Annotated in this window: 20 protein-coding genes and 2 tRNA genes; 5 read left to right on the top strand and 17 right to left on the bottom strand. The window is 70.7% G+C overall.

Features of this window, described 5'->3' with window-relative positions:
* Positions 1-24: 24 nt before the first annotated feature.
* Positions 25-1,335: a SidA/IucD/PvdA family monooxygenase gene (locus tag ACIQZO_RS30160; protein ID WP_403632004.1), complete on the bottom strand. Its 1,311-nt coding sequence runs from the start codon at positions 1,333-1,335 to the stop codon at positions 25-27.
* A 318-nt stretch (positions 1,336-1,653) separates the two neighbouring features.
* Between ACIQZO_RS30160 and ddaH the strand changes: the two genes are divergently transcribed.
* Positions 1,654-2,520 carry a dimethylargininase gene (gene ddaH / locus ACIQZO_RS30155; protein WP_403632001.1) on the top strand — a complete coding sequence of 289 codons (867 nt, stop codon included), beginning with the start codon at positions 1,654-1,656 and terminating at the stop codon, positions 2,518-2,520.
* A 72-nt stretch (positions 2,521-2,592) separates the two neighbouring features.
* Here ddaH and ACIQZO_RS30150 read toward each other — a convergent pair whose 3' ends face one another.
* From ACIQZO_RS30150 to ACIQZO_RS30140, 3 genes are all read right to left on the bottom strand, one after another.
* The gene (locus ACIQZO_RS30150) at positions 2,593-2,724 is read right to left on the bottom strand and encodes a hypothetical protein (protein ID WP_403631998.1); all 132 of its coding nucleotides are present in this window, start codon (positions 2,722-2,724) and stop codon (positions 2,593-2,595) included.
* A 2-nt stretch (positions 2,725-2,726) separates the two neighbouring features.
* Complete coding sequence (locus tag ACIQZO_RS30145; RefSeq protein WP_403631995.1) at positions 2,727-3,710, bottom strand: AMP-binding protein; 984 nt, start codon at positions 3,708-3,710, stop codon at positions 2,727-2,729.
* Positions 3,711-3,825: 115 nt separating this feature from the next.
* The gene (locus tag ACIQZO_RS30140) at positions 3,826-4,137 is read right to left on the bottom strand and encodes an ArsR/SmtB family transcription factor (protein ID WP_403631993.1); all 312 of its coding nucleotides are present in this window, start codon (positions 4,135-4,137) and stop codon (positions 3,826-3,828) included.
* A gap of 118 nt (positions 4,138-4,255) precedes the next feature.
* Between ACIQZO_RS30140 and ACIQZO_RS30135 the strand changes: the two genes are divergently transcribed.
* The gene (locus ACIQZO_RS30135) at positions 4,256-5,821 is read left to right on the top strand and encodes an MFS transporter (protein ID WP_403631990.1); all 1,566 of its coding nucleotides are present in this window, start codon (positions 4,256-4,258) and stop codon (positions 5,819-5,821) included.
* A gap of 201 nt (positions 5,822-6,022) precedes the next feature.
* Positions 6,023-7,534: an FAD-dependent monooxygenase gene (locus ACIQZO_RS30130; RefSeq protein WP_403631987.1), complete on the top strand. Its 1,512-nt coding sequence runs from the start codon at positions 6,023-6,025 to the stop codon at positions 7,532-7,534.
* 77 nt (positions 7,535-7,611) lie between these two features.
* Here ACIQZO_RS30130 and ACIQZO_RS30125 read toward each other — a convergent pair whose 3' ends face one another.
* From ACIQZO_RS30125 to ACIQZO_RS30110, 4 genes are all read right to left on the bottom strand, one after another.
* Positions 7,612-8,820: a cytochrome P450 gene (locus ACIQZO_RS30125; RefSeq protein ID WP_403631984.1), complete on the bottom strand. Its 1,209-nt coding sequence runs from the start codon at positions 8,818-8,820 to the stop codon at positions 7,612-7,614.
* A gap of 27 nt (positions 8,821-8,847) precedes the next feature.
* Positions 8,848-9,504 (bottom strand): HAD family hydrolase, encoded by a 657-nt coding sequence (locus tag ACIQZO_RS30120; protein ID WP_403631981.1) that lies wholly within the window; start codon positions 9,502-9,504, stop codon positions 8,848-8,850.
* A gap of 42 nt (positions 9,505-9,546) precedes the next feature.
* Positions 9,547-10,560, bottom strand: a complete 1,014-nt coding sequence (locus ACIQZO_RS30115) for a ScbA/BarX family gamma-butyrolactone biosynthesis protein (protein WP_403631978.1) — start codon at positions 10,558-10,560, stop codon at positions 9,547-9,549.
* A gap of 527 nt (positions 10,561-11,087) precedes the next feature.
* Positions 11,088-11,160 (bottom strand) — tRNA-Ala (locus ACIQZO_RS30110).
* 162 nt (positions 11,161-11,322) lie between these two features.
* Between ACIQZO_RS30110 and ACIQZO_RS30105 the strand changes: the two genes are divergently transcribed.
* Both ACIQZO_RS30105 and ACIQZO_RS30100 read left to right on the top strand, forming a co-directional pair.
* Positions 11,323-11,871, top strand: coding sequence for a helix-turn-helix domain-containing protein (locus tag ACIQZO_RS30105; RefSeq protein ID WP_403631975.1), 549 nt, complete (start codon positions 11,323-11,325; stop codon positions 11,869-11,871).
* Positions 11,872-11,915: 44 nt separating this feature from the next.
* A complete protein-coding gene (locus ACIQZO_RS30100; protein WP_403631972.1) occupies positions 11,916-13,169 on the top strand; it encodes a serine/threonine-protein kinase in 1,254 nt (417 codons plus the stop codon).
* Here the strand turns inward: ACIQZO_RS30100 and ACIQZO_RS30095 are convergent.
* From ACIQZO_RS30095 to gnd, 9 genes are all read right to left on the bottom strand, one after another.
* Positions 13,156-14,469: a hypothetical protein gene (locus ACIQZO_RS30095; protein ID WP_403631969.1), complete on the bottom strand. Its 1,314-nt coding sequence runs from the start codon at positions 14,467-14,469 to the stop codon at positions 13,156-13,158. The genes ACIQZO_RS30100 and ACIQZO_RS30095 overlap by 14 nt on opposite strands.
* A 122-nt stretch (positions 14,470-14,591) precedes the next feature.
* The gene (locus ACIQZO_RS30090; RefSeq protein ID WP_208809277.1) at positions 14,592-14,726 is read right to left on the bottom strand and encodes a DLW-39 family protein; all 135 of its coding nucleotides are present in this window, start codon (positions 14,724-14,726) and stop codon (positions 14,592-14,594) included.
* 144 nt (positions 14,727-14,870) lie between these two features.
* Positions 14,871-14,944, bottom strand: a tRNA-Ile gene (locus tag ACIQZO_RS30085).
* Positions 14,945-15,062: 118 nt separating this feature from the next.
* Positions 15,063-15,611 (bottom strand): DUF3566 domain-containing protein, encoded by a 549-nt coding sequence (locus tag ACIQZO_RS30080; protein WP_403631966.1) that lies wholly within the window; start codon positions 15,609-15,611, stop codon positions 15,063-15,065.
* A gap of 87 nt (positions 15,612-15,698) precedes the next feature.
* Positions 15,699-18,305 (bottom strand): DNA gyrase subunit A, encoded by a 2,607-nt coding sequence (gene gyrA / locus ACIQZO_RS30075; RefSeq protein WP_403631963.1) that lies wholly within the window; start codon positions 18,303-18,305, stop codon positions 15,699-15,701.
* 43 nt (positions 18,306-18,348) lie between these two features.
* Positions 18,349-20,370 carry a DNA topoisomerase (ATP-hydrolyzing) subunit B gene (gene gyrB / locus ACIQZO_RS30070; protein WP_403632190.1) on the bottom strand — a complete coding sequence of 674 codons (2,022 nt, stop codon included), beginning with the start codon at positions 20,368-20,370 and terminating at the stop codon, positions 18,349-18,351.
* A 384-nt stretch (positions 20,371-20,754) separates the two neighbouring features.
* Positions 20,755-21,291: a DUF721 domain-containing protein gene (locus ACIQZO_RS30065; protein ID WP_403631960.1), complete on the bottom strand. Its 537-nt coding sequence runs from the start codon at positions 21,289-21,291 to the stop codon at positions 20,755-20,757.
* Positions 21,288-22,424: a DNA replication/repair protein RecF gene (gene recF, locus ACIQZO_RS30060; RefSeq protein WP_403631958.1), complete on the bottom strand. Its 1,137-nt coding sequence runs from the start codon at positions 22,422-22,424 to the stop codon at positions 21,288-21,290. The genes ACIQZO_RS30065 and recF overlap by 4 nt, the downstream gene beginning before the upstream one ends.
* Positions 22,425-22,510: 86 nt before the next feature.
* Positions 22,511-23,389 carry a phosphogluconate dehydrogenase (NAD(+)-dependent, decarboxylating) gene (gene gnd / locus ACIQZO_RS30055; protein ID WP_403632187.1) on the bottom strand — a complete coding sequence of 293 codons (879 nt, stop codon included), beginning with the start codon at positions 23,387-23,389 and terminating at the stop codon, positions 22,511-22,513.
* Positions 23,390-23,527: the final 138 nt, after the last annotated feature.

The raw sequence follows: 23,527 nt of genomic DNA, 5'->3' as shown, positions 1-23,527 counted from the left end.
CGGCTCGTGAGGGGTGCGCGGTGCTCAGACCGCGCCGGCGAGCGCGAGCTCGCGCAGTTCCGGGACCTCTACGGAGCTGGTCCGGCGGTGGGCGAGGATGTCCTCGGTGATCTCGGCGGAGCGGCCCGCGAGCACGCTGAGCAGCGAGTCGGCGATGCCGTGGGTGGCCTCGTTGACGCCCTGCAGGTAGCAGGCGGCGCTCGCCGGGCGACCCAGGTCGAGCCTGTACTGGCGGCTCACGTTGATCTCTTCGAGGCCGATCTGCTGCGCGAGGGCCTTGACCGCCCACGGCATCTCGCGGACGAATCCGGTGCCCAGGAGGACCAGGTCCGTACGCATCTCCCGCTCGGCTCCCGACTTGCGGTCGACGAGGGTGAGGACGACCTCGTCGCCGTCCATGCGGGCCGCGGCGACATCCGTCATGGGGTGGATCGCCAGGCGCTCCCGGCCGGAGCGGCGGTCCTGGTAGAACTGCCGGTACAGGCCGTCGAGGGTGGCGGGGGAGAGACCGCCGTAGTTGGAGCGGTACATCTCGCCGAGCAGCTGCTGGCGGGCCTCGGGCGAGGAGCCGTAGAACTCGTCGATGAAGGACGTGTAGTAGAGCTCGTTGGTGAACTTGCTGCTCTCGTAACCGTTCAGGCCGATGGAGCGCATGATCATCGTCGGCTTGCACTCGGGCAGGTCCCGCAGTGCGGCGCCGAACAGCTCGGCCGCGCTCTGGGCGCCGCCGATCACCGCGACGCGGTGCGGCAGGTCGGCCCGCACGCCGGCGATGCGCTGCGTGTACTGGGTGCTGTGGATGACGCGTTCGGCCGGCAGGCCGTCGAACACGGCGGGGACGTGGGCGTCGCGGCCCGCGCCGATCACGAGGTAGCGGCAGCCGATGGTGTCGCCGTCGGCCAGGGTGACCAGCCAGCCGGAGAGCTCGCCGTCGTCGCCCGTCACCGCCTCCACGCCGGCGCATTCGCGGCCGTATTCGACCCGCACCGTCTCCAGTTCATTGGCGACCCATTGCAGGTACTCGGATATCTCGCTTCGGTAAGGGACAAAACTCGCCAGGTTGACGAAGGCGTCGAGGCGCTCCTGCGAGTGCAGGAAATTGACGAAGGAAAATCGGCTGCACGGATTGCGCATGGTGACCAGGTCCTTGAGGAAGGAGACCTGGCTGAGCGCGTCGGGCAGCAGCATGCCGCGCTGCCACACGATGTCCTGCTCGCGCTCGATCACCAGGGTGTCACCGGCCAGCTCGGGTGCGAGCTCCTCGACGGCGACCGCCAGCGCCAGGTTCGCCGGGCCTGCGCCGACTGCGAGCAGTTCGACATTGCGATGCGCCATGGAAGTACCTCCAGATGGAACAGGTGGACAGGTTCGTACGGTCAGGCAGGACGGTTCGCGTCCTTGCGTTGCCTTCCGGGTGATGTCCACATTCCATGCCGGGCCCCGATTGCCCGGAAGGCGTCTCGGCCACGGACAATCAACTCGGCCGGGGACCCCGCGGGCGGGTTGATTGGCCGGTGTCCGCCGTTACTTCCGGTCAATGCGAGTGGCCATTTCCATTGGCCCGAGTGATCAGTTGCGTCACACGCATCCGACTGGCCGAAACATCCCTCGGGCAGTCGGGCTTCCATCGAAACCCCATGAGAAGGAGCCCTCGTGCCGCTCACCGAGCCCATCACCCCTGCCGGCGCGCTCTTCCGTTCCGAGAGCCCCACGCGGGTCGCCACGCGCCGCCGTCTGCTGATGTGCCGGCCCCGGCACTACGACGTCACGTATTCGATCAACCCGTGGATGAACCCGCAGCACGCCACGGACAACGCCCTCGCCGTCAGCCAGTGGGAGGGCCTGCGCGACCTGTACCTCGAACTCGGCCACGTGGTCGAGGAGATAGATCCGATCGAGGGTCTGCCCGACATGGTGTTCGCGGCCAACGGCGCCACCGTCGTCGACGGCAAGGTCTTCGGGGCCAGATTCCGCCACGCGGAGCGCACCGCCGAGGGGCCCGCGTACCTGCGGTGGCTGGAGGGCCGCGGCTACACGGACACCCTGTGGCCCGAGTTCGTCAACGAGGGCGAGGGCGACATCCTGACCGTCGGCCGCCGCCTGCTGGCCGGTACCGGCTTCCGCACGGACCCGCGTTCCCACGCGGAGGCGCAGGAGTTCTTCGGCCTCCCGGTCACCTCGCTGACGCTGGTGAACCCGGAGTACTACCACCTGGACACCGCGCTCTCCGTGCTGTCGGAGGACGAGGTCATGTACTACCCGGCCGCCTTCTCCCAGGGCAGCCAGGCCGTACTGCGCGCCATGTTCCCCACGGCGATCCTGGCCGGCGCCGAGGACGCGGCCGTCTTCGGTCTCAACGCCTTCTCCGACGGACGCCACGTGCTCCTGCCCGCCGCGGCCACCGGCCTCCACGCCAAGCTGCGGGCGCGCGGCTTCGAGCCGATCGGCGTCGAACTCTCCGAGCTGCTCAAGGCCGGCGGCAGCGTGAAGTGCTGCACGCTGGAACTGCGCGACCGCTGACCACACGAAGACCCTCCCGACCGCGTCCGCGCGGGTCGGGAGGGTCTTCGCAGCGGGCGGGGCGGGAGCCCCCTAGGGCCGCAGGGGCCAGCGCGCCAGCTCCGCACGCAGCCGCTCGGGGTCCGGTTCCTCGGTGGCCCAGGCGATGTGGCCGTCCGGGCGGATCAGCAGGGTGGTGCGCAGGGAACCGGCGGGGGAGACCACTTTCAGCCACTGCGTCGTCGGGCCGGTCGTCCCCGGCGACCCAGCCGATCGCCCGGTACCAGCCGTCGCCGAACGGCACCAGGGAGGCGAAGCCGTGCTCGTTGGCGTTGGTGGTCACCGTCGAGGGCCTTGCCGATCAGCCCCAGCAGGAAGTTCGGGGTGAAGGTCATCGTCACCCGGTGGGCGTCGATCAGTTCCAGGAAGTGCCGCGGATCGGCGAGCACCGACTCGGGCGAGGCCTGCAGCTGTACGGCCCCCACGGACAACGGCAGCAGGTGCGCCTCCAGCAGCGCGGCGACGTGGTCGTAGGAGATCCAGTTGAGGGTCACGTCGTCCGCGGTGAGGGACTGCGCCCCGGCCTTCGCGGCCATCGAGGCCAGCAGGTTGCCGTGGGTGAGCCGGACCGCCTTGGCGGCGCCGGTGGAACCGGAGGTGAGCACCAGCAGCGCCACCTCGTCCGATGCGCAGGTGCTCGTGACGACCGTGCTCGCGTCCGTACCGGCCGCGGCCCGCACCAGGTCCTCGACGATGACGACCGCCGGGCCCGGTCCGGCGGGAAGTTCCTCGCGCGTGCGGCGGTCGGTGATCAGGAGCGGTCTTTCGAGCAGGGCGTCGACGTGACGCAGCTGCGCCGCCCAGCGCTGCGGGTCGTTCCGGAGGGGGACGAGCGGGCAGGCGGTGATCCCGCCGAGCAGGCACGCCCAGAGGGCCGGCAGGAAGTCCTCGGGCCGCTCCAGCATCAGGGCCACGACCCGGCCCGGACGGGCTCCCGCGTCCCGCAGGGCGGCAAGGAGCCGGAGCGACTCGTCGAGCAGTCGGGGACAGGTGCACAGCGTGTGGCCCGGGGGCCGTTCGCCCGAGCAGTAGCGCAGTCCGTGCTCCGGGAACCGGGCCGCGGCCCGTACGAGCAGTGTGCCCAGGTCGGCGGCCTCATCGGCCCCGGCCGCGGCAGTCCGAGCGGCGGGTAACTCCTGACGTGTCGTCATGGTGTCTCTCTCAGGTGGCCGGTCCCGGGCATGGCGGAGCGGCTGCGCGGCACGGGGCGGCAGCAGCGCGTGCGGGATCAGCTGTCCGGCGGTCGGGTCCGCGGGACCGGGGCGGTCAGAGGTCGGCGCTGATCAGGTCCAGCAGGCCGGGGAAGCGCTGGTCCAGGTCCGCGCGGCGCAAAGTGGCCGCCCGGCTGTTGCCCCGGTCCACCTGCTGCACCAGGCCCGCCTCGCGCAGGATCCGGAAGTGGTGGGTGATCGTCGACTTCGAGACCGGCAGGTTGAAGGACGCGCAGGTGCGCGCCGTGCCTTCCGGTTCCCTCAGCAGGGCGCCCACGACCGCGTAGCGCAGGGGGTCGGAGAGCGCGTTCAGCACGGTCAACAGGCTCATCTCCTCGCGGGAGGGGTGGCCATCCTCGTCGGGCATCGCGCCCTCCTTCCTGAGGTACGGGTTGCATCATACCTCTCATCTGTGCCAGCTTAAGGTTCGATGCAAACCGAACCTGGTCGTCCGTCGGCCGGGCCGAGCCTGGAGTAGTGCCCACATGAGTACGCAGACCACCTCGTCGGCCGCGCCACCCGTGCAGGCGCAACGGCAGCCGGGCCGCACCCTGACCCTGGCCGCCGTGCTCCTCGCAGTGTTCGTCGTCCCGATGTCGATCTCCGGCACCGCCGTAGCGCTCTCCGACATCGGGGCCGACACCCAGGCCGGCCTCGCCCCCCTGCAGTGGGTGGTGAACGCCTTCAACGTCGCCTTCGCCTGCTTCACCCTCGTCTGGGGCTCCATCGCCGACATCGTCGGCCGGGTGAAGGCCTTCGCCGCCGGCGCAGCCGTCTACACCGTGGCCTCGCTGGCCAGCGCGCTGGCCACCAACGTGCTGTGGCTGGACGGCGCCCGCGCGCTCGCCGGAATCGGCGGCGCGGCGATCTTCTCCTGCGGTGCGGCGATCATCGCGACCGTGTTCGACGGACCGGCGCGCGCCAAGGCGTTCGCCCTGTTCGGCACCGTCGCCGGCGTCGGCGTGGCCATCGGCCCCTCGCTGGCCGGCGCACTCGTCCAGGGCCTCGGCTGGCGCTGGGTGTTCGCGGTGCACGCGGTCGCCCTGCTCCTCGTACTCCTCGCGGTGCCCGCCATCGCCAAGGCCATGCCCGCCGACGGCGGCAGCGGCGCGCGCATCGACATACCGGGCAGCGCGCTGTTCGTCGTCGCCATGGTGCTGCTGACCACCGCCATCGTGCAGGGCTCGCAGTGGGGCTGGGGCAGCCCGGGCGTACTGGGGCTGTTCGCCGGCGCGGTCGTGGTCCTCGCGGCCTTCGCCATGGTCGAGAACCGCCGCGAACACCCCATGCTGGACCTGAGCGTGCTGCGCAACCGGCGCTTCGTCGGCCTGTGCATGGTGCCGGTCGCCGCGTCCTTCGGGTTCGTCACCATGCTCACCTACCTGCCGAGCTACCTGACCGCCGCCACCGGCCGTGACACCGGCACCGCCGGTGTGATCATGCTGCTGCTCACCGCACCCGTGCTGATCTGCCCGATGCTCGCCGCGAAGCTCGTCACCCGCGGGGTCTCCGCGCTCACCCTCATCTACGTCAGCCTCGCCTGCCTGGTCGTCGGCGACCTGGCGCTCACCCTCTTCTCGCCCGATGTGAAGATCCTCGTGGTCGCCCTGCCGATGCTCGTCACCGGCGCCGGCATGGGCCTGTCGGCGGGCCTCGTCGACGGCCAGGCGCTGGAGCTGATCGACCCGGCCAAGGCCGGCATGGCCGCCGGCTTCCTCAACACGCTGCGCCTCGGCAGCGAGGCCATCGCCGTGGCGGTGTACGGCTCGGTCCTCGCGACCGTGCTCGGCACCCGCATCCAGGACGGCATCGGCGACTACGCCGGCGCCGCACAGGCGGACCGGGTCGCCGACCAGGCCGCGGGCGGCGACTTCGCCCGCGCCACCGAGCTGTCCGGGGCGGTGGACACCGAGGGCTTCACCCACTTCCTCGCCCAGTCCTACGACTCCGCCTTCCACACCGTCCTGTGGGGACTGGCCGCGGTCTGCGTCGTGCTGTGCGCCGTGGTCGCCGTCCTGCTGCGCGGCGCCGCCACGGAGAAGGCGGCCTGACGCCCGCGGGGGACGCGGCGACTCCCGCGTCCCCCACCCGATCGACCCGTTCCACGCGACACCACCCGAGACCGGCCCGGTGCCCGAATCCCCCGTCGAGGCGCCGGGCCACCCGCGTTCCCCCGCGCCGGCACCGCTGCGGTCCCCGCAGCGCACCACGACCGGCCGGCCGGGGCGGCACCAGGAAAGGACCCGCGCGCCATGAACCGACCTCCAGGCGGCCCCCGACCCGCTCCCACCCACGCCCAGGTCCTGGTCGTCGGGGGCGGGCCCGTCGGCATGCTCGTCGCCGCCGAACTCGGGCACCACGGGGTGTCCACCGTCGTGCTCGAGGCCGAACCGCACACCGTGGACCAGCCCAAGGCGGGAACCCTGCACGCCCGCACCGTCCAGGGCCTCGCGCGACGCGGTCATCTGCACGCGCCGGCCGCCACCGAGGACCGGCTCGGGCGCAGTTCCGCCGACACCTTCCACTTCGCGGGCATGCCGGGGCTCGTCATCACCGCCCCCGCCACCGAGCCCGGTCCCATCGTCGGCCGCTCCCAGGCCGACCTGGAGCGGGACTTCGAGCAGCGGGCCCGTGCGCGGGGCGTCACCGTGCTGCGCGGACACCGCGTGAGCGACATCGGCCAGGGGCCCGACGCGGTCGAGGTCACCGCCCAGGGGCCGGACGGCGTACGGCACTTCACCGCCGAGTACGTCGTCGGCGCGGACGGCGCCCGCAGCACCGTGCGCGAGCGGCTCGGCTTCCCCGAGGACACCCACCCGGCGACCGTGTCCGCCCTGCTCGGGCTGGTACGGCTGACCGACCCGGACGCCGTGCCGTACGGCTGGCACCGCACCCCGCGAGGCTGGACGGTCGCGGGCGTCAACCCTTACGGGCACAGCCGGTTCATCACGATCGACTTCCGCGGCCCGCATCCCGACCGGCACTCCCCGCTCACCCTCGACGAGCTGCGCCGGGAGGGCGAGCGCGTCCTCGGCCACGGCGTGCCGATGGCCGACCCGATCTTCTTCTCCCGGTTCAGCGACTTCACCCGGCTCGTGCGCGACTACCGCCAGGGCCGGGTCCTCCTCGCGGGCGACGCCGCCCACGTCCACTTCCCCGTGGGCGGGCAGGGCCTCAACCTGGGTCTTCAGGACGCTCTCAACCTCTCCTGGAAACTGGCCCACACCCTCGCGGGCACCGCGGGCAAGGACCTTCTGGACACCTACGACGCCGAGCGCCGCCCCGCGGGACAGCGCGTCATCGACAACACCCGCGCTCAGCTCGCCCTGATGCGGCCGGACCCCGGCCTCGACCCGCTGCGCGACCTCGTCGGCGAACTCCTCGGGCTCGAGGACGTGAACACCCACGTCGGCCACATGATCAGCGCCCAGGAGACGGTGCACCCCGCGCGCACCGCGGGCGGCTCCCGCTGGGAGGGCCAGTTCCTGCCGAACCTGCCGCTCACCACGGACGAGGGGCCCACCGACCTGACCCGGCTGCTGCTGCCCGGCCGGCCCCTGCTGCTCCTGCTCGGGGAGCCCGGCGCCGCCCACCGCGCACCGGGCGAGGGCTGGGCCCACGTAGTGAGCACCGTGTCCGCGACGACCACCCGGCCGCTGCCCTGGTCCGCCGTCCTCGTCCGGCCCGACGGCTACATCGCCTGGGCCCCGGACGGCGGTTCCCTGCCCGGCACCCTGCGCCAGTGGTTCGGCGAGCCCCGCTGACGGGCGCACCGGAGGGCGGGCACGGAACCCCGTGCCCGCCCTCACCGGCCCGCGGTCACCTCAGCCGGGCCCTGCCGTCACAGGTGCACCGGCAGCGAGGTGGGCCGGCGCAGCACCGTCCCGTTGTCCCAGGGCACCTCGGCCGGGTCGACGGCCAGGGACAGGTCCGGGAACTCCTGCGCCAGGCGCGTCAGTACGGTGACGATCTCCATGCGGGCGAGCGCGGCGCCCATGCAGTGGTGCATGCCGTAGCCGAACTGCAGGTGCCGCTTGGCGGACGTGCGGTCCGGGTCCACGGTCAGCGGATCCGCGAACGCCTCGGGGTCCCGGTTGGCGGCGAAGGCGTCCGGGTAGAGCACGCTGCCCGCCGGCACGAGCCCCTCGCTCGTCTCCAGGTCGCGGCCCGCGACGCGCGGGAACGCGGAGATCGTGCCCAGCGGGATCAGCCGGATCAGCTCCTCCGCGAGACGCGGGGCGACCCCCGGGTCGTCGGCGAGCCGGCGCCACAGGGCGGGCGCCGAGAGCAGCGCGTACAGCGACTTGGTCAGCACCGACACCACGTTCTGGTCGGCTCCGAGCAGCGAGCCGAAGAAGATGCCGGTCAGCTCGGCGTCGTCCATCGGCGGCTCGGCCCGGTCGCGGTCGGCGCGGAAGCGCTCGATCAGACCGCCGGGCGTCACCGGCCGGGCCCCGGTGACCAGGTCCTGGACGTATCCGTACACCCGGTAGAAGTGCTCCACCAGGTCCGGTACGTCCTCGTGCGAGGCGATCTGCACGATCCGCGCCGACGGGCGGAAGTACGGCACGTCCTCGATCGGGAAGCCGAGGAAGTGGGCGTTGACGGCGATCGGGACCCGGTCGACGAGGTCGCTGAACAGGTCGGGGGACTCGGACCGGCGCAGCCGCTCGATTCCCTCGTCCACCACCCGGTCGAGCACCGGCCGCAGCCGCTCGGTGCCCGCCGCACTGTAGTCGGCGGAGACGAAACCGCGGACCCGGGCGTGGTGCGGGGCGTCGAGGTTGAGCAGCAGCTCCTTCGGCATCACGGTCGGCAGGAAGCTCGGCCCGTCCTCGACGTTGGTCTCGGTGCGGCCGGACGCCGGGTCGGTGAGCACCTTGTGCACATCGGCATAGCGCGTCAGGTGCATGACCTTGTGACCACTGGGCAGGAGGATGAGCGGGACGCCCTCCGGGCTGCGCTCGTCGAGCGGCGTGAAGGCCGGAACAGGGTCGAGGTGGGGTATGTCCGCGACGGTGACGGCCGCGGACGTGACGGTACTGGGCATGTGTGCTCCGTGGGGAAGAGTGGTGCGTCAGACGAGAGCGGGCAGTCCGGTCAGGCCGGCCAGGTCGCGTGTGGCCTGGGCGTTGTTGCGGAACTGCACCGCGCGCCACCCGACGCGACGGGCCGCCGCGCAGTTCTCGGCGAGGTCGTCGACCAGGACGCACTCCTCGGCCGGCACCCCCGCCTCCTTCTCGGCCCGCCGGAAGATCTCCGGATCGGGCTTGCGGACGCCGACCTTGCAGGAGTCGACGACGCAGTCGACCTCGCCGACCGGCTCGACGATCGCCCGCCAGTAGGGCTCCCACTCGACGACGTTGTTGCTGAGGATGCCCACCCGGTAGCCGTGCTCCTTGGCGTGCAAGGCCGTCGCCACCATCACCGGGTTGGCACGGACCCCCTCGAACCACTGCTGCCCGAACCGCTCGAAGCGTGCACGGGTCAGGTCGATGCCGGGGTCGGCCTCCTCCAGGACCCGGACCATGGACCGGCCCCATTCGGGCTCGGTGAGCAGGGCCAGTTCGAGGGGTGCCAGGGGTTCATGGCCCAGTTCGGCGGCGACCGCGGCGAGCGCGGTCTTCATCTGCCGGGGCGTGATGCCCGTACGCGCGTGGTACGAGTCGAAGAGTTCGTCGAGCGGCGGCGAGAGCACGCCACCGAAGTCGAACCAGATCATGGGCTGGGGCACTGCGGGATCTCCTTGTGTGGCCCGGATGCGGATGACGGGCTCTCAGACGCCCGCGGTGGCGTAGCCGAACCGGTTCAGCAGAGCTCCGGCGATGGGGCTGGTCAGGGTGAGGTGCACTCGGGCCCGGGCGATCTGCTCCTCCTGGCTCATCGTGATCTCAAAGGCCACCGAGTCGGGGCTCGGCGACTCCACGACCCGCACCAGACAGTCGGTGGGCAGCTCGAACTCGCCGAAGCGGGTGAAGTCGGTCTCCACGCGCGTGAGCAGCAGACCCCGCGGGGAGAGACCGAACAGCTCGAACGCGGCGTGCACCGCGGACTGCCGGAAGCCCTCGAAGATCAGCGCACCCGGGATGTGGTCCAGCGGGTGGTCGAAGAGCGCCGGGTTCGCCTGGTCCACGATGATCTGCGTGAGCACCTCGTACTCGCGTACCTCGGTCTCGGACAGCACCACGTTCTGCGGGGAGATGCGGCCCACGGTGATCGGGGCGACGCCGCGTCCGGTGGGGTGCGGGCGGGCGGTGCCCGGCGCGAGTGCGGCGCGGCCCTTCTCGCGCATCCGGTTCCAGGCCGGGCCGGGCATCCACTGGCAGGTGGTGCTCATGGTCGCGGCCTCCCGCCCGTCCACCGTCAGGACCATGTCGAGCGTGCTGCCGGTGACGACCCCGTCGCGGTGCTTGAGCCCCGCCTGCCGGGCGTGGATCTGCGCGTGCCCCGGCCGGCTGCCGATGTGGAGGGCGGTGACGTCGGTGACGACCATCTCGCCGCCGTTGAAGATGAACTTCTCGTCGACGGCGGCGTCCAGGAAGGTGTGCGCGGTGTAGATCGACGCCTGGCGGAAGACCTCGACGAGGAGCAGCGGGTCGTATACGGCCGGCGTGGTGACCTGGTCGTTGTAGTAGCTGTGCACGCGCGGGAGCTGCGCGGCGATCAGGTATTCGTCCTCGGCCAGTCGGACGGAATCGGTCAGGAACACCTCGCAGACGGCCGCTCTGTGCACCAAGGCGCGGGTCACGGTGCTCGAGTAGTCGAGTTCGGTTTCCAGGATCGTGGACATGGCTGAGTTCCCCCTCATGCATGCAGGTACGCCTCCAAACGGAGGTACGCATGTGACCGTACCTTGATTGACCGCCCGACCACCGTGGCGTACGCCACTTCCGTGGCGGATACACCGTTAACAACTCGTGTCGGAAGCAGCCGCAGGCTGCCCTGGAATACCTCGTTCTGGAGCCCCTTGGGCAGCGTATCGCGCCAGGTCGGAAGGGGTTTCGGTGGCCACACCGGAAACTCGGCGCGCTGCCGGGGCGCCTGACGGGACGTCGGACGGGCGACCGGCGTTTCGGCCAACGGCGTCACCGGGTTCCCTGCGGGTCCTCGCGGTTCCCTGCGGGTCCTCGCGGTTCCCCGCGGGTCCTCGCCGGGACTCCACCCGGGCGCCGGCACCCCGTGTGTGATGCACGGGGATGTCCGCCGAGGCCTGTTTCCGGACCGCCCCGAGGCAACCGGAGCGCCGGGGCCCGCCCGGCGGGAACGAAAAAATGCCCTCCGACACTGCATTTTCGCAGGTCGGAGGGCATTTACATGTGGAGCCTAGGAGATTCGAACTCCTGACATCTGCCTTGCAAAGGCAGCGCTCTACCAACTGAGCTAAGGCCCCGTGGAAGTGGACGCACCTCTCCCGCGTGGGAGGTGTGGTCGTTCCGCAGAACAGAGTACCGGGTGTACCCCCTCATCTCGCAAAATGATAGGGACTCCCGCCGTGCGACCACTCTCCGTAAGATGCTCGCGAGGTTCGCACCAGCGAAGGGGAGTAGTAAGAGTGGACGCAGTACAACAAGAGGCCACGGCCAGAGCCAGAGAGCTTCAGCGCAGTTGGTACGGGGAGCCGCTGGGAGCGCTCTTTCGCCGGCTCATAGATGACCTCGGCTTGAACCAGGCCCGCCTCGCTGCCGTCCTCGGACTGTCGGCGCCCATGCTGTCCCAGCTGATGAGCGGCCAGCGCGCCAAGATCGGGAACCCGGCCGTGGTCCAGCGCGTCCAGGCCCTCCAGGATCTCGCCGGCCAGGTGGCCGACGGAAGCGTCAGCGCGGGGGAGGCCACCGACCGGATGGACGAGATCAAGAAGACCCAGGGAGGATCCGTCCTCAGCAACAGCGGCCAGACCACCACCGGCTCCGGCGCACCCACGGTCAAGCGGGTCGTCCGCGAGATCCAGTCGCTGCTGCGCTCGGTCTCCGCGGCCGGCGACATCATCGACGCGGCGAACAGCCTCGCCCCGAGCCATCCGGAACTGGCAGAGTTCCTCCGGGTCTACGGCGCGGGCCGCACCGCCGACGCGGTCGCCCACTACGAGGCCCACCAGAACTGACACGCACGAGGGCGGACAACGGGTGACGGGGGACGGGCACAGCGATGGGTGAGGTCTTCGCCGGTCGGTACGAGCTGATCGATCCGATCGGGCGCGGGGGCGCGGGCGCCGTGTGGCGGGCCTGGGACCACCGCCGTCGCCGGTACGTGGCCGCGAAGGTGCTCCTGCAGAGCGACGCGCACACGCTCCTGCGGTTCGTACGGGAGCAGGCCCTGCGGATCGACCATCCGCACGTACTGGCGCCCGCCAGCTGGGCGGCCGACGACGACAAGGTCCTCTTCACCATGGACCTGGTCGGCGGCGGCTCGCTCGGTCATGTGATCGGGGACTACGGACCCCTGCCGCCGCGTTTCGTGTGCACCCTGCTCGACCAGCTGCTGTCGGGGCTGGCGACGGTGCACGCGGAGGGCGTGGTGCACCGCGACATCAAGCCGGCCAACATCCTGATGGAGGCCACCGGAACCGGGCGGCCGCACCTGCGGCTGTCCGACTTCGGCATCTCCATGCGCAAGGGCGAGCCCCGGCTGACCGAGACCGACTACGTGGTCGGTACGCCGGGCTATTTCGCCCCCGAGCAACTCCTGGGCGCCGAGCCGGACTTCCCCGCGGACCTCTTCGCTGTCGGACTGGTCGCCCTGTACCTCCTCCAGGGCCGCAAGCCCGATTCCCGGGCCCTGGTGGAGCACTTCCTCGCCCATGGCACCCCGGGCGCCCCCGAAGGCGTCCCGACCCCCCTCTGGGACATCATCGCCGGCCTCCTCCAGCCGGACCCCCAGAGCCGCTTCCGGACAGCCACAGGGGCACGCAAGGCCCTTGCCGAGGCCGTGGAGCTGCTGCCGCCGCCCGCCCCGGACGAGGATCCGGTGGAGGTGTTCGACCAACTCGGTCCGCTGCCGCCGGGATTCGGCCCGCAGGGTCCGCTGGGCACCGCTCCGGCGCCCCTGCAGGCGCCCGCACCCGTCGCGGCCCCCGTCACCGCGCCCACCGCCTCCCCCGCCTCCGTGACGGTGGCCGCGGAGCCCACCCGTACCGACCCGCGCGGTACGGCGCAGAACGCCCCGATGGCCCCGTACGCCGCCTCCCCGGCCGCCCCCGCCGTCCCGGCCCGGATGCCCGCGTACGGGCCCTCGGAGACGGGAAGCTTCCACCTGCCGCCGCCGACCGCGGCGGCGCCCGCCGGGCCGCCGGTCCGGGACCGCGCCGGGATCGCGCCGCCCCCGCCGAAGGCGGTGGCCTCGCTCCTCGCCGCGGCGCTGCTCTGCTTCGCGGTGGGCGTCTGGGCCCTCACCCAGCTGTAGCGCCGCGTCCCCGTCCCCGCCGCCCGAGCAGCGTCCAGCCGCCCAGCACCAGCAGCAGCGCCGCCCCGGTGCCGAAGCCGGCGCCCACCACGACCCGCATGGCCCGGTGCCGCTCGGCGGCCTCGGCCGCCTCCGGGGCGGTGAGCCCCTCCTTCGCGGCGGCCCGGTCCCCGTCGCCCACCCCGAAGCCCCCCGCGGCCGGACTCTCCTTGTACGCGGGCGCCTTGGCCGGCGTACCGGCGACGTCCAGGCGCAGGGTCAGCGGCACGGTCGCCGCGTCCTCGGTGAACTCGGCGACCTTCGCCCCCATGGTCACCGCGACGTAGTACCAGCCCGCGAGGGACACCTGCTGCACGGTCCGGTCACTGGCGAAGCGGTTCTCGTAGGCGACGGGCGGGGTCTTCTCGAAGGTGACCCCGGCCTGCTTGCCGTCGTACGAGGTGTCCTTGTCGGAGATCAGGCCCCGGTACGGGCTGTAGAGCGAGACGGTGAGCCCGCCCGACGCGGAGCCGTAGCTCTTGGTCATCTTCGCGGCGGACAGTTCGGCGCTCAGGCCCAGCTGCTGCCCCCAGTCCAGCGGGACCCGGTAGTAGCGGGTCTGGCCGGGCCGCATCTCGTCGCGCCACACCCCGGCGCCCAGGGCGCGGGCGTCGTTGAAGCCGGTGCCTCCGGTGCGGCCCACCGCCTCGGTGCCGGGCAGGGCGGGGGTCCCGGAGGGCCAGCTGCTCGGCGCGGTGGTGGGAGCGCCCGCACCGCGCCCCGGTTCCCGCTGGACCTTGACCTCCAGCGGCCACGGGCTCTGGTCGTAGCCCTTGGCCGACGTACGCGTGACCTTGGCGTAGTACACGCCGGCGGGTGCGCAGTCCGCGTCCTCCGCCCCCCGGCGGACGCCGGCCGCGCTGATCGGGTAGGGGTCGTAGCCGAAGTTCGCCCGGCCTGCGCTGCCCGGGCAGGAGCGCCCGGCGGTGGTCATGATCTCCACCTCTATGCCGTCGCCGCCGGAGACCTTCGCACCCGCCGCGGGCCGGACCACGGCGGAGACGTAGACGTCGGACTCGTCCTTGTCGAGGACGAGCCGGTACACGCGCTCCCCCGGTCCGATCGTGTCCGCGTAGGAGCCCCCGGCCTCGATCTCCGGAGCGTCCGCCGTGGAGGGCTTGCCCTCGATCGCCTTGGCGCCGTCGGCGGCCCGGTAGGTCGGCAGGGGCGCGGGCCCGGCCCCCTCGGCGTACGCGACCCCCGGCAGGCCCGCCACCAGGCCCAGGGCCGCCGCCCACACTGTCGTCCGTCCCCGAACCATCACGCCCACCCCGAGCTTGCTAGCGCAAGCCAAATCTTTACATAACGGAAGTTTTCGTCATAGAACAGCACAAAGCCCCGGCCGCAGCGGCAGCCGGGGCTTCATGAGATCAGCCTTGGGTCTCACACACCGGAACCAGAGGGCACGGAGTCAGTTGCCTCCGTCCACAGGTCCTGCTCGGCGCGGTCCGCCTGGATCTGGCGGTACACGAGGAGCCCGCCGATGGCGGCCAGTGCGACCAGGAGCAGCTTCTTCACCGCGCGACCTCGTCTTTCGTTGACGTAGGGGACTTCTGGCGCCCAACAATACACACCGACCGATACCGATCGGTGACCTCCCAACCCACCAACTGACCCAACGACAAAGACCCCCAGGCTTTGGCCTGGGGGTCTTCGACACTGTGGGGCTAACAGGATTTGAACCTGTGGCCTCATCCTTATCAGGGATGCGCTCTAACCAACTGAGCTATAGCCCCATCCGCGCTGCGCGCTGACTCCTGAAGATTAGCGCACAGACCCGGTCAGGCCAAAATCCGTTGCCCAGGGGCGTCTGCGCAGGTCATCCGACCCGTCGCGGGCGCTTCCCCGCAGGACCTACTCGTCCTCGGCGAGGGTCAGCTCCACGCCGCCGACGAAGCCCGCCGACAGGTTGTAGATGAACGCGCCCAGCGTGGCCAGTGCCGTCGCCAGCACCACGTCGATCACCGCGATGACCGACGTGAAGATCAGAACGCGCGGCAGCGACAGGAACGACTGGAGGTCGAAGCCGTTGCCCTCGTTCGAGCCGGTCGCCTCACTGATCGTGCCGCCGACGGTCGAGAAGACGCCCATCGCGTCCATGACCATCCACAGCACCACCGCCGCGACGATCGTGCAGATACCGAGCGCGATCGACAGCAGGAAGCTGACCTTCATGACCGACCACGGGTCGGCCTTGGCCACCCGCAGCCGTGCCTTGCGCGTACGGGGGGCCGTACGGACCCCCGTACGCGGCTTGCGCTGCGCACCGCCACCCGTGCCACCCCGCGGCGTCCCCGGGCCCGAGGGCGCCGTGTAGGCCTGCGGCGGGTGGTACGGCTGTGCGGGCTGGTCCTGACCGGTGTCCGCGCCGGCCGCCGGCTGCGGTCCTCGGGTGTCCGTCACGGTTCCCCCCTGGGAGTCCGCGGCGGGGCCACGGGCACCATTCGCTCCAGTCTTGGCCGGTCCGGCGCCCGTGGCTCCACTCACGACTTACTCCTCGTACTCCCCGGCCGAAGGCTGCGTGCCCTCGGCGGCCTCGGCGGCCTGTCCGTCGGCCACCTCGGTCTCGTTCTCGTCGGCCTCGACCTCGTCAGCTTCCTGACCGGCCTCGGCGTTGCGCGCGATACCGACCACGGCATCGCGCTTCCCCAGGTTGATCAGCTGGACGCCCATGGTGTCACGGCCGGTCTCCCTGACTTCGTTGACGCGCGTACGAATCACACCACCGCCGAGCGTGATGGCGAGAATCTCGTCCGTCTCGTCGACCACGAGCGCCCCGACGAGCGACCCGCGGTCCTCCACGATCTTGGCAGCCTTGATACCCAGACCGCCGCGGCCCTGGACGCGGTACTCGTCGACCGGCGTCCGCTTCGCGTAGCCGCCGTTGGTCGCGGTGAAGACGAACGTACCCGGCCGCACCACGCTCATGGACAGCAGTTCGTCACCTTCACGGAAACTCATGCCCTTCACACCCGAAGTGGCACGGCCCATCGGGCGCAGCGCTTCGTCGGTCGCCGTGAAGCGGATCGACTGCGCCTTCTTGCTGATCAGCAGCAGGTCGTCCTCCGCGGACACCAGCTCCGCGCCGATCAGCTCGTCATCGCTGCCGCTCTCGGTCTCGCGCAGGTTGATCGCGATGACGCCGCCCGAGCGGGGCGAGTCGTAATCCTTGAGCGCCGTCTTCTTCACCAGGCCGCCCTTGGTGGCCAGGATCAGGTAGGGCGCCGCCTCGTAGTCGCGGATCGCGAGGATCTGGGCGATCTTCTCGTCCGGCTGGAAGGCCAGCAGGTTCGCGACGTGCTGCCCGCGGGCGTCGCGGCCGGCGTCCGGCAGCTCGTACGCCTTGGAGCGGTAGACGCGGCCCTTGTTCGTGAAGAACAGCAGCCAGTGGTGCGTGGTGGAGACGAAGAAGTGGTCGACCAGGTCGTCCTGCTTCAGCTTGGTGCCGCGCACGCCCTTGCCGCCGCGCTTCTGCGAGCGGTAGTCCTCGGTCTTGGTGCGCTTGACGTAGCCGCCGTGCGTGATCGTGACGACGATGTCCTCTTCGGCGATCAGGTCCTCGATGGACATGTCACCGTCGAAGGGCACCAGCTTGGAGCGCCGGTCGTCGCCGAACTTGTCGACGATCGCCGCCAGTTCCTCGCTGACGATGGAGCGCTGGCGCTCCTGCGAGGCCAGGATGGCGTTGTACTCGTTGATCTTCGCCTGGAGCTCGTCGTGCTCGGCGACGATCTTCTGGCGCTCCAGGGCCGCGAGGCGGCGGAGCTGCATCTCCAGGATCGCGTTCGCCTGGATCTCGTCGATCTCCAGGAGGCCCATCAGGCCCTCGCGCGCGATCTCGACCGTGTTGCTGCGCCGGATCAGCGCGATGACCTCGTCGATCGCGTCCAGCGCCTTGAGCAGACCGCGCAGGATGTGGGCGCGCTCCTCCGCCTTGCGCAGGCGGAACTTCGTGCGCCGGACGATGACCTCGATCTGGTGCGTCACCCAGTGGCGGATGAAGGCGTCGATCGACAGCGTGCGCGGCACGCCGTCCACCAGCGCCAGCATGTTCGCACCGAAGTTCGTCTGCAGATCGGTGTGCTTGTAGAGGTTGTTCAGCACGACCTTCGCGACGGCGTCGCGCTTCAGGACGATCACCAGGCGCTGGCCGGTCCGCGAGGAGGTCTCGTCGCGGACGTCGGCGATGCCGCCGACCTTGCCGTCCTTGACCAGGTCCGCGATCTTCTGCGCGAGGTTGTCGGGGTTGGTCTGGTACGGGAGCTCCGTGACCACCAGGCACTGGCGGTTCTGGATCTCTTCGACCTCCACCACCGCGCGCATCGTGATGGAGCCGCGACCGGTCCGGTACGCCTCCTCGATGCCCTTGCGGCCCACGACCAGGGCGCCCGACGGGAAGTCCGGGCCCTTGATCCGCTCGATCAGCGCGTCCTGGAGCTCCTCGTGCGAGGCCTCCGGGTGCTCCAGCGCCCACTGGGCGCCGGCCGCGACCTCGCGGAGGTTGTGCGGCGGGATGTTGGTCGCCATGCCGACCGCGATGCCGGCGCTGCCGTTGACCAGCAGGTTCGGGAAGCGAGCCGGGAGCACGGTGGGCTCCTGGTTGCGGCCGTCGTAGTTGTCCTGGAAGTCGACGGTCTCCTCGTCGATGTCCCGGAGCATCTCCATGGCCAGCGGCATCAGCTTGCACTCGGTGTAGCGCATCGCGGCCGCCGGGTCGTTGCCCGGAGAGCCGAAGTTGCCGTTGGAGTCCACCAGCGGCATCCGCAGCGACCACGGCTGGGCCAGGCGGACCAGGGCGTCGTAGATCGAGGAGTCACCGTGCGGGTGGTAGGTACCCATGACGTCGCCGACGACACGGGCGCACTTGTAGAAGCCCTTCTCGGGCCGGTAGCCCCCGTCGTACATCGCGTACAGCACGCGGCGGTGCACCGGCTTCAGGCCGTCCCGCACGTCCGGCAGGGCGCGCGAGACGATGACGGACATCGCGTAGTCGAGGTAGGAGCGCTGCATCTCCGTCTCGAGCCCGACGGGCTCGATGCGCATCACGGGCTGCTCCTCCGCGGAGTTCTCTGCGGTGGGAGTGGTTTCGTCGGCCATTGCTGGTCAGAAGTCCTTTCAGGCGGCGGTCAGCGGAGCCGACTCAGATGTCGAGGAAGCGGACGTCCTTGGCGTTGCGCTGGATGAAGGAGCGTCGCGCCTCGACGTCCTCACCCATCAGCACCGAGAACAGGTCGTCGGCCTGCGCCGCGTCGTCCAGCGTGACCTGGCCCAGCACGCGGTGGTCCACGTCCATGGTGGTGATGCGCAGTTCCTCGGCGTTCATCTCGCCCAGACCCTTGAAGCGCTGGATCGAGTCTTCCCTGATCCGCTTGCCGTTCTGCTTGCCGAGCTCCACCAGCGCGTCGCGCTCGCGGTCCGAGTACGCGTACTCGAAGTCGTCCCGGCCCCACTTGATCTTGTAGAGCGGCGGGCGCGACAGGTACACGTGACCGGCCTCGACCAGCGGGCGCATGAAGCGGAAGAGGAAGGTCAGCAGCAGGGTGTTGATGTGCTGGCCGTCGACGTCGGCGTCCGCCATCAGGATGATCTTGTGATAGCGGAGCTTCTCGATGTCGAAGTCCTCGTGCACACCGGTGCCGAAGGCACTGATCAGCGCCTGGACCTCGGTGTTCTGGAGGATCTTGTCGATACGGGCCTTCTCGACGTTCAGGATCTTGCCGCGGATCGGCAGGATGGCCTGGTACATCGGGTTGCGGCCGGACTTCGCGGAGCCACCGGCCGAGTCGCCCTCGACGATGAAGATCTCACACTTGGTCGGGTCGTTCGACTGGCAGTCGGACAGCTTGCCCGGCAGCGAGGCGCTCTCCAGCAGACCCTTGCGACGGGTGAGGTCACGGGCCTTGCGGGCCGCGACGCGCGCCGTGGCCGCCTGGATCGACTTGCGGATGATGTCCGCGGCCTCGACCGGGTTGCGGTCGAACCAGTCGTTGAGGTGCTCGTGGACGACCTTCTGCACGAAGGTCTTGGCCTCGGTGTTGCCCAGCTTGGTCTTCGTCTGGCCCTCGAACTGGGGCTCGCCCAGCTTGACCGAGATGATCGCCGTCAGACCCTCGCGGATGTCCTCGCCGGCGAGGTTGTCGTCCTTCTCGCGCAGCAGCTTCTTCTCGCGCGCGTAACGGTTCACCAGACCCGTCAGGGCCGCACGGAAGCCCTCCTCGTGCGTACCGCCCTCGTGCGTGTGGATCGTGTTCGCGAAGGAGTAGACCCCCTCCGTGTACTGCGAGTTCCACTGCATCGCGATCTCGACCGAGAGCATGCGCTCCTTGTCCTCGGCCTCGACGTCGATGACGGTCGGGTGGATCAGCTCGCCCTTGCGCGAGTTGAGGTACTTCACGAAGTCGACGATGCCGCCCTCGTAGTAGTACTTCACCGTGCGCGCCGTGGGCTCCGCCGTGTCCGCGTCCGGGTCGTCCGCGCCGACGGTCGCCTTCGCCGATTCGCGCTCGTCGGTCAGCGTCAGGGTGAGGCCCTTGTTGAGGAAGGCCATCTCCTGGAAGCGCCGCGACAGCGTCTCGAAGGAGTACTCGGTCGTCTCGAAGATGTCGCCGTCGGCCCAGAAGGTGACCGAGGTGCCCGTCTCGGCGGTCTCCTCGTTCTGCGCCAGCGGGGCCGTCGGCACGCCCAGCTTGTAGTCCTGGGTCCAGCGGTGGCCGTCCGTCTTGACCTCGACCGCGACCTTCGTCGACAGGGCGTTCACGACGGACACACCGACACCGTGCAGACCACCGGAGACGGCGTAGCCGCCACCGCCGAACTTGCCGCCCGCGTGCAGGACCGTCAGGACGACCTCGAGGGCGGGCTTGCCCTCGGACGCAACGATGCCGACCGGGATGCCGCGGCCGTTGTCCACCACGCGCACCCCGCCGTCGGCGAGGATCGTCACGTCGATGGTGTCCGCGTGCCCTGCCAGCGCCTCGTCGACCGAGTTGTCGACGACCTCGTAGACGAGGTGGTGCAGACCACGCTCACCTGTCGAGCCGATGTACATACCCGGCCGCTTGCGGACCGCGTCCAGGCCCTCGAGGACCTGGATCGCACTGGCGTCGTAATTCTTCTCGTTGGAGTCGCCGGAATCGGCCACGAAGCGCCCTCTCTGGCACAGCGCAGCCCGTACCCCGGACCAGCGAGTGCACCGGCGGGAGCGGCCGCGTCGATCTGCGTTGTCTGCGTGATCCCGCGAACGGGCGGGATTCTCGTTCAGTCTACCGGTACCACTGACATGAATGGGGGTTTGCCGGTACCTGAGTCCGCATGTGCCGCCCTGAACCTCCTCTCTCCGACTCCCCACATTCAGGAAGGGGCTCAAAGAGGCTCACACGGGCATCCAGCCCCTCGGGCTGTCAACCTCCGACTACCGTGAGGGACACCACCACGAACGGCCCCGCCGGCGGCACCACTCCAGCCCCGCCGGCGCTCGAGACGCGAGGTCAGGGGCGGAGCCCCGGGTCCCGGGGCAGCCGGGCTTCGGCTCCGCAGGGCCGCGGACTCATCCGTAGGTGTCGCCCGGGCCCTTGCTGCCCGGCGCACGCCACGGCCCGTAGCCCTTCGGCCGCCCGCCGGGCCCCTGCACCTTGATCAGCCGGACCGTGCCCTGCCCCAGATCCGCGTTCAGCCGCGCGACCAGCTGCGGCGCCAGCAGCTTCAGCTGCGCCGCCCACGCCGAGGAATCGCACCGCACGACCAGTTCACGGTCCTCGTACCGCTGCGGTTCACAGTGGGCCGCGATCTCCGGGCCGACGATCTCCGACCAGCGCTGCATCACGCCCGCCACCGCCATCGGCATCTCCCAGCCGCGTTCGGTGCGCAGCCGGTCCAGCGCCGCCATCAACGGCATCGGGTCCCGGCCGTCCGCACGGGCTCCCGAGCGCAGCCCGGGCTGCTGGTGGCGCTTCTTCCCGCCGGCCGCGTTGCCCCGGGCCCGCGCCTGCTCCCGCGCCGCCGCCAGGGCCTGGCGCGCGAGGTCCACCCCGGATGCCTCCGGGGTCCTGCGACCCTCCTGCGGGTCCTTGCCGTGCTCGTTCACAGCCGGGTCACCTCACCGCCGGACACCGCGAACCGCGTTCCCACCAGCACCCCCGGGACATCGTCGTCCACCGCCGCCGTCACCAGCACCTGCTCGCCCGGTGCCACCAGCTCGGCCAGCCGCTCCCGGCGCCGTGCGTCCAGTTCTGCGAAGACGTCGTCCAGGATCAGCACCGGCTCACTGCCCTCCGAGCGCAGCAGCTCGTACGAGGCCAGCCGCAGGGCCAGGGCGTACGACCAGGACTCGCCGTGGCTCGCGTACCCCTTCGCCGGCAGTTCGCCGAGCCGCAGCAGTACGTCGTCACGGTGCGGTCCCACCAGGGTGACACCGCGCTCGATCTCCTGCTTGCGCACTTCGGCCAGCGCGGCCAGGAGCACCTCGTAGAGGGCCTCGCGGGTACGCGCCGTACCGCTGTCCACCGGCTCGCCGGCCGAGGACCGGTACGCGAGCCCCAGCGGGCCGCCGCCGGGCGCGAGCTGCTCGTACGCCTTGTCCGCGAGCGGCAGCAGGGTCGCGATCAGATCCAGCCGTTGCGCGAGCAGCTCCGCGCCCGCGCGCGCGAGGTGCTGGTCCCACACGTCGAGGGTGGAGAGGTCCAGGGAGCGCCCGCCGTGCCGGCGGGCCATCGCCGTGGACTTCAGCAGGGTGTTGCGCTGCTTGAGCACCCGTTCGTAGTCGGAGCGGACCGCGGCCATCCGCGGCGAGCGCGCCGTGACCAGCTCGTCGAGGAACCGCCGCCGCTCGCCCGGGTCGCCCTTGACCAGCGCCAGGTCCTCGGGCGCGAACAGCACCGTCCGTATGATCCCCAGCACGTCCCGGGGCTTGACCTGCGAGGACCGGTTGATGCGGGCCCGGTTCGCCCGTCCGGGATTGAGCTCCAGCTCGACCAGCTGCCGGCGCTCGCCCTGGGTGACGGCCGCCCGGATGACCGCCCGGTCCGCGCCCATCCGCACGAGCGGGGCGTCCGAGGAGACCCGGTGGCTGCCGAGGGTCGCGAGGTAGCCGATCGCCTCGACCAGGTTGGTCTTGCCCTGGCCGTTGGGGCCCACGAAAGCGGTGACGCCCGGGTCGAGGGGAACCTCGGCCCGGGCGTACGAGCGGAAGTCGGCCAATGAGAGATGCGAAACGTGCATACGGCGCCGACCTCCCCCGGCTTCACTGCTCGCTGTGGTGCTGTGGTGCTGTGGTGCTGACCTGCTGTTCTACTGCGCTGCGGGAGCTAGGCCTTCTCGACCTCGTGGCCGCCGAACTGGTTGCGCAGCGCGGCGATCATCTTCATCTGCGGGGAGTCGTCCTGCCGCGAGGCGAACCGCGCGAACAGCGACGCGGTGATCGCGGGCAGCGGCACGGCGTTGTCGATCGCCGCCTCCACCGTCCAGCGTCCCTCGCCGGAGTCCTGCGCGAAGCCGCGCAGCTGCTCCAGGTGCTCGTCCTGGTCGAGGGCGTTCACGGCCAGGTCCAGCAGCCAGGAGCGGATGACCGTGCCCTCCTGCCAGGAGCGGAAGACCTCGCGGACGTCGGTGACCGAGTCCACCTTCTCCAGGAGCTCCCAGCCCTCGGCGTAGGCCTGCATCATGGCGTACTCGATGCCGTTGTGAACCATCTTCGCGAAGTGGCCGGCGCCGACCTTGCCCGCGTGCACGGAGCCGAACTCGCCCTCGGGCTTGAGGGCGTCGAAGACCGGCCGGACCCGAGCGACGTGGTCCTTCTCGCCGCCGTACATGAGGGCGTAGCCGTTCTCCAGGCCCCACACGCCGCCGGAGACACCGCAGTCGACGAATCCGATGCCCTTGGTCGCCAGCTCCGCCGCGTGCTTCTCGTCGTCGGTCCAGCGCGAGTTGCCGCCGTCGACGACGACGTCGCCGATCGAGAGCAGCTCGGCGAGCTCGTCGATGGTGGACTGGGTGGCCGCTCCGGCCGGGACCATCACCCACACGACGCGGGGGGCCGGCAGGCTGTCCACAAGCTCGCGCAGGCTGTGGACATCCGCGAGGTCCGGGTTGCGGTCGTATCCGATGACGGTGTGGCCTGCGCGGCGAATGCGCTCGCGCATGTTGCCGCCCATCTTGCCGAGACCGACGAGACCAAGCTCCATCAGGTGGTTCCTTAAGCGTTGTGGCCGTCTGTGCCGGGGTGCCCGAGGATCCCGGGGACACCCCGGCCCCGAGCCTACGCCGGGGTGCGCCGCCCGGCTTCACGGGGCGCGCGAGGCCGCGCAGAACTCCCGCAACGTGGT

The sequence above is a fragment of the Streptomyces sp. NPDC097617 genome, assembly GCF_044761485.1.
Classification (GTDB): Bacteria; Actinomycetota; Actinomycetes; order Streptomycetales; family Streptomycetaceae; genus Streptomyces.
Note: the sequence above shows the minus strand (reverse complement) of the source record. Positions and strands in the feature narration are given on the sequence as shown.

Coding starts and splice junctions, on each gene's coding strand:
- gyrA (WP_403631963.1), bottom strand. CDS start 18,305: ATGGCCGACGAAACCACTCCCACCGCAGAGAACTCCGCGGAGGAGCAG.
- ACIQZO_RS30140 (WP_403631993.1), bottom strand. CDS start 4,137: ATGCCCGACGAGGATGGCCACCCCTCCCGCGAGGAGATGAGCCTGTTG.
- ACIQZO_RS30145 (WP_403631995.1), bottom strand. CDS start 3,710: ATGACGACACGTCAGGAGTTACCCGCCGCTCGGACTGCCGCGGCCGGG.
- recF (WP_403631958.1), bottom strand. CDS start 22,424: ATGCACGTTTCGCATCTCTCATTGGCCGACTTCCGCTCGTACGCCCGG.
- ACIQZO_RS30135 (WP_403631990.1), top strand. CDS start 4,256: ATGAGTACGCAGACCACCTCGTCGGCCGCGCCACCCGTGCAGGCGCAA.
- ACIQZO_RS30125 (WP_403631984.1), bottom strand. CDS start 8,820: ATGCCCAGTACCGTCACGTCCGCGGCCGTCACCGTCGCGGACATACCC.
- ACIQZO_RS30095 (WP_403631969.1), bottom strand. CDS start 14,469: ATGGTTCGGGGACGGACGACAGTGTGGGCGGCGGCCCTGGGCCTGGTG.
- ACIQZO_RS30100 (WP_403631972.1), top strand. CDS start 11,916: ATGGGTGAGGTCTTCGCCGGTCGGTACGAGCTGATCGATCCGATCGGG.
- ACIQZO_RS30115 (WP_403631978.1), bottom strand. CDS start 10,560: ATGTCCACGATCCTGGAAACCGAACTCGACTACTCGAGCACCGTGACC.
- ACIQZO_RS30130 (WP_403631987.1), top strand. CDS start 6,023: ATGAACCGACCTCCAGGCGGCCCCCGACCCGCTCCCACCCACGCCCAG.
- ACIQZO_RS30160 (WP_403632004.1), bottom strand. CDS start 1,335: ATGGCGCATCGCAATGTCGAACTGCTCGCAGTCGGCGCAGGCCCGGCG.